This window comes from Archangium violaceum, assembly GCF_016859125.1.
In the GTDB taxonomy this organism is placed as follows: domain Bacteria; phylum Myxococcota; class Myxococcia; order Myxococcales; family Myxococcaceae; genus Archangium; species Archangium violaceum_A.
In genome coordinates this window covers 11389406-11404837 of record NZ_CP069338.1, presented here as the reverse complement: position 1 = coordinate 11404837, position 15432 = coordinate 11389406, and the positions used below count along the sequence as shown (strand labels likewise).

At 68.8% G+C, this 15432-nt stretch carries 12 protein-coding genes and 1 other RNA gene; 5 read left to right on the top strand and 8 right to left on the bottom strand.

The window, feature by feature from the left end; translation table 11 throughout:
• Positions 1-68: 68 nt before the first annotated feature.
• Both JQX13_RS48190 and JQX13_RS48185 read right to left on the bottom strand, forming a co-directional pair.
• The gene (locus JQX13_RS48190; RefSeq protein WP_203406117.1) at positions 69-356 is read right to left on the bottom strand and encodes a hypothetical protein; all 288 of its coding nucleotides are present in this window, start codon (positions 354-356) and stop codon (positions 69-71) included.
• A 63-nt stretch (positions 357-419) separates the two neighbouring features.
• Positions 420-827 carry a hypothetical protein gene (locus tag JQX13_RS48185; RefSeq protein WP_203406116.1) on the bottom strand — a complete coding sequence of 136 codons (408 nt, stop codon included), beginning with the start codon at positions 825-827 and terminating at the stop codon, positions 420-422.
• A gap of 74 nt (positions 828-901) precedes the next feature.
• On the opposite strand from JQX13_RS48185, the gene JQX13_RS48180 reads away from it, so the two are divergent.
• Entirely contained in the window at positions 902-1543 is a 642-nt protein-coding gene (locus JQX13_RS48180; protein ID WP_203406115.1) for an SAM-dependent methyltransferase, read from the top strand.
• A gap of 1 nt (position 1544) precedes the next feature.
• On the opposite strand, the gene JQX13_RS48175 is transcribed toward JQX13_RS48180, so the two are convergent.
• Positions 1545-2237 (bottom strand): SOS response-associated peptidase, encoded by a 693-nt coding sequence (locus JQX13_RS48175; RefSeq protein WP_203412552.1) that lies wholly within the window; start codon positions 2235-2237, stop codon positions 1545-1547.
• A gap of 45 nt (positions 2238-2282) precedes the next feature.
• Here JQX13_RS48175 and JQX13_RS48170 point away from each other — a divergent pair, with 45 nt between their 5' ends.
• Positions 2283-8336, top strand: a complete 6054-nt coding sequence (locus tag JQX13_RS48170) for an alpha-2-macroglobulin family protein (protein ID WP_203406114.1) — start codon at positions 2283-2285, stop codon at positions 8334-8336.
• 720 nt (positions 8337-9056) lie between these two features.
• Here the strand turns inward: JQX13_RS48170 and JQX13_RS48165 are convergent.
• From JQX13_RS48165 to ssrS, 5 genes are all read right to left on the bottom strand, one after another.
• On the bottom strand, positions 9057-10082 hold the full coding sequence (locus JQX13_RS48165) for a hypothetical protein (protein WP_203406113.1): 1026 nt from the start codon (positions 10080-10082) through the stop codon (positions 9057-9059).
• Between the two features lie 46 nt (positions 10083-10128).
• Positions 10129-11391 carry a tyrosine--tRNA ligase gene (tyrS, locus tag JQX13_RS48160; RefSeq protein ID WP_203406112.1) on the bottom strand — a complete coding sequence of 421 codons (1263 nt, stop codon included), beginning with the start codon at positions 11389-11391 and terminating at the stop codon, positions 10129-10131.
• Between the two features lie 59 nt (positions 11392-11450).
• Positions 11451-12242 carry a TIGR00282 family metallophosphoesterase gene (locus JQX13_RS48155; RefSeq protein WP_203406111.1) on the bottom strand — a complete coding sequence of 264 codons (792 nt, stop codon included), beginning with the start codon at positions 12240-12242 and terminating at the stop codon, positions 11451-11453.
• The gene (locus tag JQX13_RS48150; protein ID WP_239014312.1) at positions 12239-12865 is read right to left on the bottom strand and encodes a 5-formyltetrahydrofolate cyclo-ligase; all 627 of its coding nucleotides are present in this window, start codon (positions 12863-12865) and stop codon (positions 12239-12241) included. The genes JQX13_RS48155 and JQX13_RS48150 overlap by 4 nt, the downstream gene beginning before the upstream one ends.
• Positions 12866-12893: 28 nt before the next feature.
• Positions 12894-13086: non-coding RNA, 6S RNA (ssrS, locus tag JQX13_RS56700), on the bottom strand.
• 159 nt (positions 13087-13245) lie between these two features.
• Here ssrS and JQX13_RS48145 point away from each other — a divergent pair.
• The 3 genes from JQX13_RS48145 to JQX13_RS48135 all read left to right on the top strand — a co-directional run bounded on the left by JQX13_RS48145 (position 13246) and on the right by JQX13_RS48135 (position 15417).
• Positions 13246-14181 (top strand): tetratricopeptide repeat protein, encoded by a 936-nt coding sequence (locus JQX13_RS48145; protein ID WP_203406109.1) that lies wholly within the window; start codon positions 13246-13248, stop codon positions 14179-14181.
• Positions 14182-14185: 4 nt separating this feature from the next.
• Positions 14186-15127, top strand: a complete 942-nt coding sequence (locus JQX13_RS48140) for a serine/threonine-protein kinase (RefSeq protein WP_203406108.1) — start codon at positions 14186-14188, stop codon at positions 15125-15127.
• A gap of 122 nt (positions 15128-15249) precedes the next feature.
• Entirely contained in the window at positions 15250-15417 is a 168-nt protein-coding gene (locus tag JQX13_RS48135) for a hypothetical protein (RefSeq protein ID WP_203406107.1), read from the top strand.
• Positions 15418-15432 lie beyond the last annotated feature (15 nt).

Genomic DNA, 15432 nt, shown 5'->3' with positions numbered 1-15432 from the left:
CTTCCGGAGAAGTACCCCTGGCCGTTACGAGACCTTGGGGCAGGGGGCTCGTGTGCTCGCGGCGCCCGTTACTTCTTCTTGAAGAGCGCCTCGGCGGCGGAAAGCAACTCGTCCGTGCGCTGCTTCGCGTGCAGGCCGCCCTCGCTGATCTGGAAGAGCTCGCAGAAGTTGGCCCCGTCCTTGTCCGAGGGCACCTCGGCGAAGGGCTCCTTGCACTGCTTCGCCGCCGCCTCGTCGAAGTGGCGGCAGTTGCGGCACGAGCGCAGCTCCTCGCCGCAGTGGGGGCACGTGTCGCGCCGCCCCACCTGGTTGCCTACGATGTCGAGTCTCCCTCCGCAGTGTGCACAACCCGGCATGCTCCACCTCCCGCTCAGGGGTGAAGCAGTCCATAGCAGTGGTCTCCTCGGACCGCGAGTCGTCTAGGTGCGCGAGGGGCGGACGGACGCACGCACGGGGACCGGCTCGGAGGACCGCTCCGTCTCCAGCTCCTCGCTCGCCTCGTCCAGCTCCCCGTTGAGCCGGCGCAGCATGTGGAGCATCCACGCGCCCACCGCCGCCGCCACCGCGAACAGGATGCCAAGCGATTGGCCGCGCTGCCACAGGTGGGCCCGCTCCATGACCGCCCGGCGCTTCGCGAACGTCTCCAGCTGTTGGGTGGCGAGCGCGTCGTCGAAGCTCGTGGCGTACTCGGCGGCCTGCGCCTTGCCGCGCTCCATCAGCCAGGCCGCCTCGGAACGCAGCAGATCCGCGCGGTACCAGCACCCCACGGTACACGCCACGGACAACAGGGAGATACAGACCGCTGTCGTCACGCTGGACAGTCGCATGACACCCCTCCGGACCGCCGTTTCACGGATGCCCGACACCCGTCGCTGCTCCGGCTTCCCGAAGACAGTAGCCGATGGTAGGGACCTCCTCCGCCATGGGCAAGCCCTACCGTCCGAAAGACCACTATTTCAAGAAAGCCAAGCAAGAAGGGCTGAGAGCCCGTTCCGCCTTCAAGGTGGACGAAATCCTCAAGCGCTACCCCTTCTTGAAGAAGGGGGCCGCGGTGCTCGACCTGGGGGCGGCTCCGGGCGGCTTCCTGCAGATATTGGCCGACGCGGTGGGCCCGAACGGCCGGGTCATCGGGGTGGACATCGTCGCCATCCGGCCCTTCTCCCAGCAGCACGTGAAGACGGCGGTGCTGGACGTGCTGGCCGACGACTTCGACGCGAAGCTGCGCGAGCTGTACGACGGGCCCTTCGACGCCGTCATCTCGGACATGGCGCCCAAGACGAGTGGCATCCGCACCACCGACGAGGCGCGCAGTCTGCGGCTGGCGCGCAAGGCGCTCGAGGTGGCCGTCACGCGGGGCCGCCCCGGCTCGGCCTTCGTGGCCAAGCTCTTCATGGGGGGCGAGTTCGAGGAGTTCCGCGACGAGGTTCGCGCCAGTTTCGAGGAGGTGAAGCTGGTGCGTCCCGAGGCCACCCGCGGCGCCAGCATGGAGGTGTATGTCATCGGCCTGCGCCGCAAGGCCGCCTCCGCGCCCACATCGCCCTAGCTCAGGTCAGGAGCGGGGCCTGACTCGCCACGCGTTCGATACAGGCGGGTACGTCGTTCGTCGGCGAGTTCACCACGCGCGACACCTCCCAGAGCTCCAGGGGCTCGTCCTCGTTGGGGACCAGGAGGGGCTGTAGCACCGAGGCCTCCTGGGGCTCCGGACGCAGCCACACCTCCCGGGCCTCGGGCCGGAGGATGACGGGCATGCGGTCATGGATGGGGGCCATCAACGCGTTGGGGCCGGTGGTGATGACGGTGCAGGTGCGCAGCACCTCTCCGGTGTCGGGGGCGGTCCACTCCTCCCACAGGCCGGCGAAGGCCATGGGCCGGCCGTCCTTGCGGCGGAAGAGGTAGGGCGTCTTGGGCTTCGTGCTCTGCTTCCACTCGAACCAACCATCCACGAGCACCAGACAGCGCCGGCGCTTGAGCGCGGAGCGGAAGCTGGGCTTCTCCGCCACCGTCTCGCCGCGGGCGTTGATGAGCTTGTTGCCGATGGAGGCCTCCTTCGCCCAGGAGGGGATGAGGCCCCAGCGATAGGCATCCAGCATGCGCTCGCCGTCGTTGATGACCACGGGCATCAGCTGGGTGGGGGCGAGGTTGTAGCGAGGGCGATCGAGCGCGGAGCGGACGCCGGTGAGGGCGAACTCACGCGCGATCGCCAGGGCGGGGGTCTGGATGGTGACGCGGCCACACATGGCGCGCATTATGCCCTGGGTTCGACGTTCTCGCGCCATCCGTCCATGTCACCACTTCAGGTCGCTCGCTCCTTCATCGTCCTCCTGACGCTCACCACCCTCGTGCTCGCCGTCCCGTCCGCGCGGGCACAGTCACCCGTGCCCACGTGGAAGGACATCGACGCGCTGGCGGATGACCAGAAGCTCGAGGCCGCCATCCAGGGCGCCGAGGCGCGTCTGGCGCAGGCCCGCGCGCAGGGCAACGAGGACGAGTGGGCGCGGGCGCTCATCCGCTCGGTGCAGCTGCGGAGCGGGCTGCACGAGTTCGAGGCGAACGTTCGGTTCCTCCGGGAGCAGCCGTGGCCGAAGGGCGTGCTGCCGCGCACCGCGCTCGACCTCTACTACGCCGGCGTGCTCCTGCAGTACGCGAGCTACAAGCGCTGGGAGGTGAGCCGGCGCGAGCAGGTGGTCTCCAGTGGAACGGTGGACCTGAAGCAGTGGACGGCCGAGCAGATCTTCACCGAGGCCCGGCGCGCGCTCGCGGATGCGTGGGCGGCACGGGAGCGGCTGGGGGGGGAGAAGGTCGAGGCGCTCGCGGGCTTCCTCTCTCCGAACACCTATCCTCCGGGCATCCGCGACACGTTGCGCGACGCGGTGACGTACCTCTGGGTGGAAATGCTCTCGGACCAGGGCCAGTGGCGGCCCGGGCAGTCCGATGAGCTGCACCACCTGGACCTGGGCGAGCTGCTGGAGGGCACTCCGAAGAGCGTGGACCTCGTGGACCCGTCGGTGCATCCATTGCGCAAGGTGGCCGCCGTCCTGGGGGACCTGGAGGCCTGGCACCGCGCCTCGGGCCGGCGCGAGGCGGCCCTGGAGGCACACCTGGCGCGCAGCCAGTCGCTCCACGAGGCCTTCCGCGAGGTGGTGGACAGGGCCCGCATCCGCCGTCACGTGACCGAGCATCTCGAGGGCTACCGGGACGTGCCGTGGTGGGCCATGGGACAGGCCTGGTTGGCGGATCGCGAGAGGTCCGCGGATCGGCCGGTGCGCGCGCACGCGATGGGCAAGGCATGCGCGGCGGCCTTCCCGGACAGTGTCGGAGGCAGGTGGTGCGCGCGGATGGTGGCGGAACTCGAGGCGCCGGAGTTCTCGCTCTCCAGCATGCGGTCCGATGGTGCACGCAAGCGCTCCATCGAGGTGACGCACCGGAACCTGCCGCGGCTGCACTTCCGGGCCTATGCGTACGACGTGGAGTCGAGGCTCGCCAGGGGCAGCTTCTACGACGAGTTCCTGGCAGAGGACGGAGAGGAGGACCTGGACGGGGACTCCGGGGAGCGGCTGCGCTCGTTCATCGAGAAGCGGAGGCCCGTGGCGGCCTGGAGTGCATCCCTGCCTGGGACACCGGATCTGCGCTCGCACCGCACCTTCGTGGTGCCGCCGCTGACGGAGCCGGGCAGCTACCTCATCGTCGCCTCGGTGCACGAGGACTTCCGGGAAGCGCACAACCAGGTGCTCGCGACGTTGATGACGGTGACGCCGTGGGTCTTCGTCACTCGGATGGACGCGGACAGCCGCCTGGAGGTGCGGGTGGTGGAGGGCGAGACGGGCCAGCCCGCGCCGGGTGTCGAGGTTCGCCTGATGGACGTGGACAGCGAGAGCCGCGTGGTGCGGACCCTGAAGACGGATGCCCGAGGGGTGGTGCTGTTCCAGAAGCTTGGGGCGCGGGCCTTCCTCGTCGTGGGCCGGGGCCAGCGGGCGTTGGTCGGCTCGGAGTCGTTCTACGGCGACGGGAGTGAAGGGTCAGGACGGGAGCGGACACAGGCGCTCGTCTTCACGGATCGTGGCGTGTACCGCCCGTTGCAGAAGGTGCGGTGGAAGGTGGTGCCCTTCCGAGGGAGGGGAGATCAGTCACGCTATCGGACACTGCCAGCGCAGCGGCTGACGGTGTCGCTGATGGACGCGAACGGTCAGGCCGTCGAGAAGCGTGAGGTGCGGACCAACGGCTTCGGCTCGGTGGCCGGTGAATTCACCGTGCCCGCGGGGCGGCTGCTCGGCGCGTGGCGCATGGTGGCGCACGTGGGCAAGGTCGCGGTGGGCACCGCGCGGGTGCGCGTGGAGGAGTACAAGCGTCCCACCTTCGAGGTGACGTTGAAGGACTCGGACGCGACGTTGCGCCTCAACCGCCCGGCCACCTTCCGGGGCGAGGCCCGCTACTACTTCGGGCTGCCGGTGACGCGCGGCACCGTGCGCTGGCGCGTCCACCGCGAGCCCCGCTATCCCTTCTGGTGGTCTCACGCGCACGACCTCCCCACGTACTCCCGGGTGGTGGCCAGCGGCACCTCGCCCGTGGGTGAAGACGGTGGGTTCCAGCTCACCTTCACTCCGGACGCGGACGAGCGGGCCCCCTCCTCGCGCGAGGTTTCCTGGAGCTACCGGGTGGAGGCGGACGTGACGGACGAGGGCGGGGAGACACGCTCGGCGAGCCGCGGCTTCCGGCTCGGACTGGTGGCGGTGGAGGGCCGCGTGGACATGGACGAGGGCTTCTTCCGCGAGGGCATGGCCCCGGAGGTTCGGCTGATGCGCGCGAACCTCGATGGCGTGCCGCTGTCCGGGGCGGGCCGGTGGCGGTTGGTGACGCTGAAGCAGCCCGCGAAGCCCCGAATGCCCGACGAGCTGCCCATGCGGCTCCCTTCCGAGGCGAGCGTGGACGCGGACGCCCGTGTCACCACGCCGGGAGATCTGTCGCGGCCCCGCTGGCCGGTGGAACCCTCCGAGGAGGAGGCCTTCCGGGACTGGGCGGATGACGAGGAGATGGCCCGGGGCGCGGTGGTGCATGACGCGCAGGGGCTCGCGCGGGTGAAGCTGCCCGTGTTGAGCCCTGGCATCTATCGCGTGCATTACGAAACGGAGGATGCCTTCGGGGAGCGCTTCAGCATTTCGCGCGAGGTGCTGGTCGCGGGCGAGCGTGCACCGATCGCCGTGCCGGCGTTGCTGAGGACCGAGCGCACCTCGGTCAAAGTGGGCGAGACGGCGCGCCTGCTGGCCTTCTCCGGCTTCGAGGGGCAGCCGCTGTTCCTGGACATCTCGCAAGGAGGGCGGTTCGTGCAGCGCCGTGTGCTCACCGGAGGCAAGAGTCCGGCGGTGCTGGAGGTTCCCGTCACCGAGTCCCTGCGCGGCGGCTTCACGGTGACCCTGGTGGCGGTGCGGGACTATCAGGTGCTGCGGTTCGAGCAGTCGGTGTTCGTGCCCTTCGACGACAAGGAGCTGCACCTGGAGTTCGCCACCTTCCGGGATCGGCTGCGTCCGGGCGCGAAGGAGACGTGGCGGGTGACGGTGAAGGGGCCCCGGGGAGAGAGGGTGGATGCGGGGGCCGCCGAGCTGCTCGCGTACATGTACGATCACTCGTTGGAGCTCTTCGCACGGCACTCGCCGCCGGCCGTGGCGGACTACTACCCGCAGCGCGCGGGGGAGGTGTACCTGGATGCGAGCCCGAAGGAGATTTCTTCCCGGTGGCTCTATGGCCAGGGGCTCCGGGCGTTGCCGGACTGGCGCCATCCCCAGGGAGACGAGCTCTTGTTCGAGGACGACAAGGGCCTCGGTGGGCCCGGGTGGGGTGGCCTCCCTGGCCTGGCGGTGGGATCGCTGCACAGAGACATGAGGCGCAGGGAGATCATCCAGCTCCCCCTTCGAGCAGCCAGGGCCGCCCCCAGTCCCAGCGAGGAGCTGGATTTCGCCCTCGGCGATCTCTCCAGGAACCAGGAAGCTCCCAAGCCGGAGCTGGCGGTGAGCGGGGCGGTGCCGAAGGACGCGGTGCGCGGCAACTTCGCGGAGACGGCCTTCTGGGTACCGCAGCTGCTCACGGGGCCGGACGGCTCGGCGGTGCTGGAGTTCACCGTGCCGGACTCGGTGACGGCGTGGAACGTCTGGGTGCACGCGCTGACGAAGGACCTGAAGGGAGGCTCCTTGACGCGCCAGACCCGGAGCGTGAAGGAGCTGATGGTGCGCCCGTACGTGCCGCGCTTCCTGCGCGAGGGTGACCGTGCGGTGCTGGAGGTGGTGGTGAACAACGCGGGCGAGGCCGCGCTGGAGGGCTCGCTCGCACTGGACATCGTGGAGCCGGAGACGAACGCGAGCCTGCTGTCCCGCTTCGAAGTGAAGACGGCGCGCCAGTCCTTCCGGGTGGAGGCGGGGAAGGGGACGACGGTGCGCTTCCCGCTGGTGACGCCGGCGGAGCTGGGGCCGGTGGCCTTCCGGGTCACCGCGAGCGCCGGGGACTTCAGTGATGGGGAGCTGCGCCCGCTGCCCGTGCTGCCCGGCCGCATGCACCTGACGCAATCGCGCTTCGTGGCACTGCGAGGCGGGGAGCACGAGGTGATGGAGTTCCCGGACATGCGGCGTGGAGACGATCCGAGCCTGCGTCACGAGCAACTCGTGGTGTCGGTGGACGCGCAGCTCTTCCACGCGGTGCTGGGGGCGATGCCGTACCTGGTGAACCATCCCTACGAGTGCACCGAGCAGACCCTCAACCGCTTCGTGTCCACGGGCATCCTCTCCAGTCTGTATGGCCGTTACCCCGAGATGGCGAAGCTGGCGAAGTCGCTGAGCACGCGCGCGACGCGCTTCGACACATGGGACGCGGTGGACCCCAACCGGAAGATGGTGTTGGAGGAGTCGCCCTGGCTGGAGGAGTCGCGGGGTGGGAGCGAGGAGGTGGAGCAACTGGCGAAGGTGTTGGATCCGGAAGTGGCGAAGGCCGAGCGCGAGGCCTCGATGGTGAAGCTGCGTCAGGCGCAGTCGCCGAGCGGAGCCTTCTCCTGGTGGCCGGGAGGTCCGCCGTCGCCGTACATGACGCTCTACATCCTCCATGGGCTCTCACGTGCGGCGGAGCACGGGGTGGAGGTGGACCGCGACATGACGATGCGGGCGTGGGAGTACCTCGCGCAACACTTCCGCTCGGACTACGCGGAGCGGATGCGGAAGGAGGGTTGCTGCTGGGAGTTCCTCACCTTCCTCGAGTACGTGGCCTCGAGCTTCCCGGACGCGCGCTACACGGGCAACGCGCTCAGTGCCGAGGAGCGCGCGCGCATCCGCGATTTCAGCTTCCAGCACTGGAAGGAGCACTCGCCGTACCTGAAGGGCTACCTGGCGCTGGCGCTGAAGCGCGCGGGGCGGGAGACGGACGCGCGGCGCGTCTTCGAGAGCGTGATGAGCTCGGCGAAGACGAGCGAGGAGCTGGGCACGTACTGGGCGCCGGAGGCGCGGAGCTGGCTCTGGTACAACGACACCACGGAGACACAGTCCTTCGCGCTGCGCACGCTGATGGAGCTGAACCCGCGGGACGAGCGGCGGCACGGGTTGGCGCAGTGGCTGCTGTTGGATCGCAAGCTGGGCCACTGGAAGTCCACGAGGGCCACGGCGGAGGCGGTATACGCGCTGGTGCGGTACCTGGAGCGCGAGGGGGCGCTGAAGGATCGCGAGGAGGCGAAGGTGACGGTGGGAGGCCGGACGGTGGCGTTCGCCTTCGAGCCGGACACGTACACGGGGAAGGGGAACCGGGTGGTGGTGCCGGGGCCGGAGGTGAAGCCGGAGACGGGCAGCGTGGTGAGGGTGGAGAAGGAGGGGAAGGGGCTCGCGTTCGCCTCGGCCACCTGGCACTTCTCGACGGAGCGGCTGCCGGAGGAGGAGCGGGGAGACTTCTTCGAGGTGTCCCGTCGCTACTTCCTGCGTGAGCGGGTGGGGAAGGAAGCGGTGTTGCGGCCGTTGGCGGAGGGGGCGGTGGTGGCGCCGGGGGACGAGGTGGAGGTGCAACTCTCGGTGAGGACGAAGCACGCCGCGGAGTACGTGCACGTGAGGGATCCACGTGCGGCGGGACTGGAGCCGGAGCGTACGGAGTCCCGGCACCGGTACGAGCTGGGAATCGTCTGGTACGAGGAGCCGAGGGACTCGGGGACGAGCTTCTTCTTCGAGTGGCTGCCCGCGGGCGAGTACACGTTGCGCTACCGGCTGAGGGCGAACATGGTGGGCACGTTCCGGGTGGGACCCGCGACGGTCCAATCGATGTACGCGCCCGAGTTCACGGCCTACTCGAAGGGGGCGGTGCTCACGGTCGGCCGCGAGTAGGGCATACTCGGCGAGGGAAGAACTTCCATGTCCGCTCGCCGCCTCCTTCGCACCGCCGCCGTGATGGCTGGCCTCGTTCCACTCGCGCTCGTCGTGCCGCCGGGACAGGCCAGCGCGCAAACGTCTTCGACCCCCCAGCGTCACCTGGAACACCTACCTGGGAGGTACCGCGGCGGATGGCAGTCCCAGCGCCACGGACGAATGGCCGGAAGGCATCCTCACGAACAGGGACGGTGTGGCCTTCGTCACGGGCAGGACGAACGCTCCCCAGTTTCCCGGGAACACGGCTCCACCCATGGCCGCCAGGGGACAGGACGCCTTCGTCACCCGGCTCGGCAGGGATGGGGGCGTGGAGTGGACCCGGATGTTCGGGGGCGACTTCGATGACACGGGCCGGCGGTTGGCGTTCGATAGCTCCCAGGAGCAGCAGCTCTACATCGTCGGGACGACCTCATCGCCGACCCTTCGCGGCGGGGTCCCCGTGGTGGGGGTCAGGATGGAGGCACCACGCCCGGCCAGGACGGAGGAACCACGCCCGGCCAGGATGGGGGCACTCCCGGACCGGGTGACGCGGGCGTCGACCCGGGACAGACGGACGAGGAGAAGCTCTCCCCACTGGGTTGGGGTTGCGGCAGCGCCGGCGGTGGCGCCTCGGTGGGCGCGGTCGCGCTGATGGCCCTGGCCCTGTTGCCACGCCGCGCCCGTTCCTGAGCGGGTCGACTACTCGCCGCAGGTGGACCGCTCGTCGGTGGGGTAGAGCGAGGCGATGCCGTAGGTGCCATTGCGCGTGCCGCACCAGATGCGCCACGAGGTGCCGCCAAGGTCCGGAGCCGAGTACACGCCGCCCTCCTTCTTGGCGCCATCGCGCGCGCAGCAGCGGGCGAAGGCTCGGGTGCCGACGGCCACCATGGCCACCGGGTCCGTCTCCTGCGTGAAACCTCCGAGCTTCTTCTCCGCGCAGGACCAGGGCGCCACGCCGCGGAAGCGGATGAGGTACTGCGAGCCCTGCAGCGCCTTGCCCTTGCGGCCCGGGCCGTCGAAGCAGAGCTTCCCTTCGGACTCGAGCTGCGCGTAACGCGGCAGGTAGTGCAGCCCGCCGACGGTCCGGGTGGTCCAGTCGTCACCGCAGAAGACGTGGGTGAAGGCGTTGCGCGGCCCCGTGCTCACCCAGAGGCCGGTGAGCCACTCGATGTTGGCTTGGCGCGAGCCCGGGCGCCCCGCCACGGACAGGGCGCGCTGGATGCGCGGGTCGTCGTAGTGAGCGGAGATGAAGCGCTGCACGTCTCCGCGGCTCACCGAGGCGTCGGGTCGCGCCGGGCACATCCCGAGCACCTCGCGATCCACGGGCGTGAGCGTGGGTGCCTGGCGGAAGAGGGGAGGGTTGTCGCAGCGGGCGGCACAGCCCCGGGCCTGGGGGACGTCGGCCGGCAGGGGCGCGGCCTCGGGGGCCCGATCCCTCGAGGCCAGGAACTCACCACTGAGGCGAGGCTTGTCCGGGAGCTCCGCCGTGCCGTCGCACTTCACCCAGCCCTCGCCCGTGGCGCCCTTCAGCTTGCACCACGTCCGTCCGGGGCCCCCCTTCTTGATGACCGGGTAGGCCGTGTCCGGCTCGACGGTGAAGACGACCTTCGTGGAGTCGGGTTCCGACACGGCCTCCAGCCGGGTGCCGGACACGAAGGCGCCCGAGGCGTGGGCGCGGAAGGGGAGGGTGCACAGGGCGATGAGCAGCAGGGTCGGGATCCGCATGCCGCGCAGAATACCCGCCCTGCTTGAGAGCGCTCAGGGAGAGCGCTCAGGCCAGCTTGATGCGCGCGGACTTGTGCTTGCCCACCTGCACCAGGTACTCGCCCGCGTCCAGCTCGTGCTTCGGGTCGGACACCTTGTCCCCGTTCACCCGCACGCCGCCCTGGCCCATCAGCTTGCGACCCTCCGTGAGCGACGCCACCAGCTTCGCCTCCGCCAGGGCCTTGGCCAGCAGCATCTTCGGCGTCCCGCCCAGCGACAGCTCCACCAGCGGCTGATCCTCGGCGACGATCTTCTTCTGCGAGTAGCGCTCCTCCCACGCCTGCATCGACTTGCGCGCCGACTCCTCGTCGTGGAAGCGCGCCGCCATCTCCAGTGCGAACCCGGACTTCGCCGCCTTCGGGTGCAGCTCCCCGCTCGTCACCTTCGCCTTCAGCTCGGCCAGCTCCTTGAGCGTTCGGGACGACAGCAGCTCGTAGTACCGCCACATCAGATCGTCCGTGATGCTCATCAGCTTGCCGTAGATCTGATCCGGCGAGTCGCTGATGCCCACGTAGTTGTCCAGGCTCTTGGACATCTTGTCGCCGACGATCTTCCCGTCGACCATCTTCGCGTCCAGGCCCTCGAGGATGGGCCCGGTCATGATGACCTGCGGCTCCATTCCCTCGTCCTTCATGAGCTGCCGGCCCACCAGCAGGTTGAAGAGCTGGTCCGTCGCGCCCAGCTCCACGTCCGCCTTCAGCGCCACCGAGTCGTAGCCCTGCAGCAGTGGGTAGAGGAACTCGTGGATGGAGATGGTGCGGTTCTCGCGGAAGCGCTTCTTGAAGTCATCGCGCTCCAGCATGCGCTGCACCGAGTAGCGCGCCGCCAGGCGGATCATCCCCTCCGTGCCCAGCTTGTCCAACCACTCGGAGTTGAAGCGCACCTGCGTCCTCGACGCGTCCAGCACCTTGAAGACCTGGTCCTGGTACGTCTGGGCGTTGACCTTCACCTCGTCGCGGGTGAGCGCGGGGCGCGTGACGTTCTTCCCCGAGGGATCGCCGATCAGCGCGGTGAAGTCGCCGATGAGGAATACCACCTGGTGGCCGAAGTCCTGGAAGCGCCGCATGCGCGTGAGCAGCAGCGAGTGGCCCAGGTGCAGGTCCGGACGGCTCGGATCGAAGCCCGCCTTGATGACGAGCGGCTTGCCCGTCTCATACGAGCGCTCGAGCTTCTTCTTCAGATCCTCGGGCACCTGGATGTCCACGGTGCCTCGGGTCACTTCCTCGAACTGCTCCTGGGGGGTCGCCTTGCGCAGCGGATTTTCGGACATGGCGCCGCGCAACCTAGCCGAAAACCCGGCCGGGTTGACACAGAAGGCGAGGGGAGGGCCTACGTACCCGGCAGGTGCTCGCGGATGCGCTCGATGCTCCGCGCCTTCCCCGTCTTGTCATCCATGTCGATGACCACGCCCTGCAGGTAGACGAGGTTCTTGGCCACCTCGTAGGGCGTGTTGCGCAGGGTGATGAAGCGCTCGATGGAGAGCTCCTTCTTCACCCCGATCACGGAGTCCAGCGGGCCACACATGCCCACGTCGGTGATGAAGGCCGTGCCACCCGGCAATATCCGCTCGTCGGCCGTCTGCACGTGCGTGTGCGTGCCCACCACGGCGGACACCTTGCCATCCAGGTGCGCGCCCATGGCGTTCTTCTCGCTGCTGGCCTCGCAGTGCATGTCCACCAGGATGCAGGGCGTCTGCTTGCGCAGCTCCGCCACCAGATCCGGCGCCACCGTGAACGGGTTGTCCAGCGGCTTCATGAAGACGCGCCCCTCGAGGTTGAGCACCCCGAGCTTGCGCCCGTCCGGCGTCTGGATGACGGTGTGCCCCTTGCCCGGCGCCCCCTTCGGGTAGTTGGCCGGGCGCAGCAGCAGGTTCGGGTTGTCCTGAACCCAGGGGAGGATCTGCTTCTTGGTCCAGAAATGGTTGCCGCTCGTCAGGAGGTTGACCTCACTGGCGAGCAGCGCTTCGGCCGACTCGGGGGAGATCCCGGCGCCGCCTTCGCTGTTTTCAGCGTTGGCGACGACCAGGTCCACCGAGTGGCGCGCGATGAGCTTGGGCAGAAGGGTGCGCACGGCCGTGACTCCCGGCCTGCCCACCACATCACCCATGAAGAGTACTTTCACGTGTCGAGGAAATCCCAGTCGCGGTAGAGCCCGCGCATTGTCTCCGACTCGGTGACGACGAGGTCCATGTCCACGTCGTCATTCGTCGTCGGCATGGTATCGACGATCTGATCGCCGAAGGCCAGCCCCACCCGGCGGCTGCGTGCCGAGGCCGCCTTGAGCGTGGCGTCGTAATAGCCGCCACCCCGGCCCAGTCGCTTGCCGTCGCGCGTGAAGCCCAGCCCGGGCACCACGAACAGATCGATCTGGTCCACCGGGATGAGCTCCGCGGAGTTGGTGGGCTCGCGCACTCCGAGCCGCCCCGGCTCCAGCTCGGCCTCGGACTTGATGGCCCGGAAGGACAGGATGCGTCCATGGACGTGGGACAGCGGGTAGCAGACGATCTTCTCGTCCTGCAGCGCCGCGATGAGGATGTCCCGTGTGGGCACCTCGCCCCGAATGGGAGCGTAGAGCGCCACCGTCCTCGCCTTTTGGTAGTAGGGCGTGGCCAGGAACCGCGCCTGAACCTTCAGCCCCCGCTCGTCGATGATGTCAGGCGTCATCGCCTTACGCCGCGCCGTCAGCTCCTCGCGCAGCGACACCTTCCGAGCCGTCCCCTCTTGTGCCACCGTCTCGCTCGCCACCTGCCCCGCTCCCGACAAGAGTAAGAAAAAGTCCCCCGCAGCATGGCCGTGTGCCTAGCGTCCATTGAACCCTAAAAAAGCCAGGTGGGGTTCGAAGTCGTGGCTCCGTAGGCTTCCCTCATCCCGTGAGGGGAGGGCTTGCACATGGAGCCCGAAACGGACCCCGATATGGACGTATCGGTTCGAATTTCTGCTGGGCATCACGCGCCCCGCAGGGGACAGCCCTTCAACAAGCCTTTCCTTACTGCAAATCCCTGAAACTCCTGGAGAAACCCAGGAATCGCTGGAGGAATGATAAGAACGCAGGGGGGATGGGTCAAGCCATTGGCGCACGTTTACAAGCCAGCCGACCCCCTCCTATGATGGAGCGGCTCCCACCCATGGCGTCCGTATCCAGAACAATCGGCCTCGCGGCCTTCGTCGCCGCAGCCCCCGGAGCCGCCAGCGCGGAGTCGGTTCCTCAGGGGAGCTACCAGGCGAGCGTACTGGGGCGGGTGGAGCTGAGCACGGAGAAGGATCGGCTCGTGGCATTCACCACCGGAGGAGGCCCCTGCGATTTCGCCCCCCGGAGCCGGGTGCTGGAAGGGGTGCTCCAGGGCAACGTGCTGGTGGGGCAACTCACCCTGTGCCTGGAGGGGACGTCCTGCCCCACCATGGACACCCTGCCCATCCTCGCCCTGTTCAGCCCGGAGGATCGGACGCTGACGGCCTACGTGCGGCCTCGGGCGGGGTGTCAGGCGCCGGTGCTGGGCAAGGGGGGCCTGATGGTGCTGCAGCCGGTGACGGAGGCACCTCCCGCGTCCTCGGTGCGTGGCGGGGGAGCCGCCATGTCGCGCCTGCGCTCGGAGAAGCGCAACCCCGAGGCCGCCAAGGCGGCGCTGGAGCGGGGCAACCGGCTGCTGGGGGAGAAGAACTGGGGCGGTTCGGCCGCCGAGTTCGAGCGGAGCCTCTCCTACGACGATCGCAACTGGGTGGCCTTCTTCGGCCTGGGCACCGCCTGGTTGATGCGGGGCCAGGCCTCCGACGCCATCGAGGCCCTGAACCGGGCCTGGGCGCTCAATCCGCGTGATGCGCGCATCCACTACAACCTGGCCTGTGCCTACAGCCGGATCAGCGACAAGAAGCAGGCCCTGTCCCACCTGGGGATGGCGGTGAAGCTCGGCTTCGCCATCGCCGAGGGCACCCAGGACGCCGAGCTGGACAAGCTGTTGGGGTCGGATCCCGCGTCCCTCGGGAAGTACGTCCAGCTGACCCAACAGGCCTTCACCAACCACTCCAAGGCTTCTGCCGGAAGGCGGCAACAGACGGGACCGTGAGCGCGTGAGCACCTCTCCCACGCCGCGGATCCCCCGGATCCTCGGCAACTACGAAATCCTATCGCAGCTCGGCAAGGGGGGCATGGCCGAGGTCTTCCGCGCTCGCGTCCGCTCCGGACCGCGTCAGGGCTGGACCGTGGCCCTCAAGCGGCTGTTGCCCGCCCTCACCAAGGATCCGGCCTCCGTCGCCCTCTTCGCCGCCGAGGCCCGTCTCACCAAGCAGTTGGATCATCCCAACATCGTCCAGGTGCTCGACGTGGGCCTGGTCGAGGGCCAGTACTTCATCGTCATGGAGCTGGTGGACGGGAGGGACCTGGGTCACATCCTCCGTCGCTGCAAGCTGCGCGGCATCCACCTGCCCCTGGACTTCTCCATCTACCTGGGCCGGGTGCTGCTCGAGTCCCTGGCCTACGCCCACTCCGTCACCGGCCCCCAGGACGAGCCGCTGGGCATCGTCCACTGCGACATCTCGCCCTCCAACCTGTTCATCTCGCGGTTGGGCGACATCAAGCTGGGCGACTTCGGCGTGGCCCGCCTGCGCGTGGATGGCGTGCTCCAGGGCGGCGAGGTCCTTGGCAAGCCCTACTACCTGTCGCCGGAGGCCCTGCAGGGGGCCATCTCCCCACAGGTGGACCTGTGGGCCGCCACCGTCGTGCTCTACGAGCTGCTGACGCTGCAGCGCCCCTTCACCGGCTCCACCCCGGAAGAGGTCTTCACGAAGATCGTCTACCGGGACTACCTGCCGCCGAGTCTCATCCGCCCGGAGATCTCCGAGGCCCTGGACGAGATCATCCACCGGGGGTTCTCGGTCAATCCCGAGGATCGATTCCCCTCCGCCGAGGCCTTCGCCGAGGCCCTGGCGCCGCATTACGACGAGCGGGTGGGCACGCCGCTGGCCATCGCCGCCGTCGTCCGCGGGCTGTTCGGGATCACCGACGCGAAGTGAGCCATCTCCCTCTCCCTCAGGGAGAGGGCGGGGGTGAGGGTCTGCGCTCCCCTGTCTGCCCGCTCCTGGATGCCGGTCGTTCCCTCGATGCCGATCTTCCCCTCCACGAGGGAGGATTCGAGATGGCGACCGAGAAGGAGAAGAAGCCGCAGGAGACCCGCGAGGCCGATACGGAGCGCAAGGTCGAGCACAAGCCGGACAACCCCAACGAGGCCCACGAGGGCTCTCCGGGTTATGGCCAGCCCCCAGGTGACGTTCGCGAGAAGCAGCTCCCCGATCAGAAGTGGTGAGTCAGGGGCTTCTGG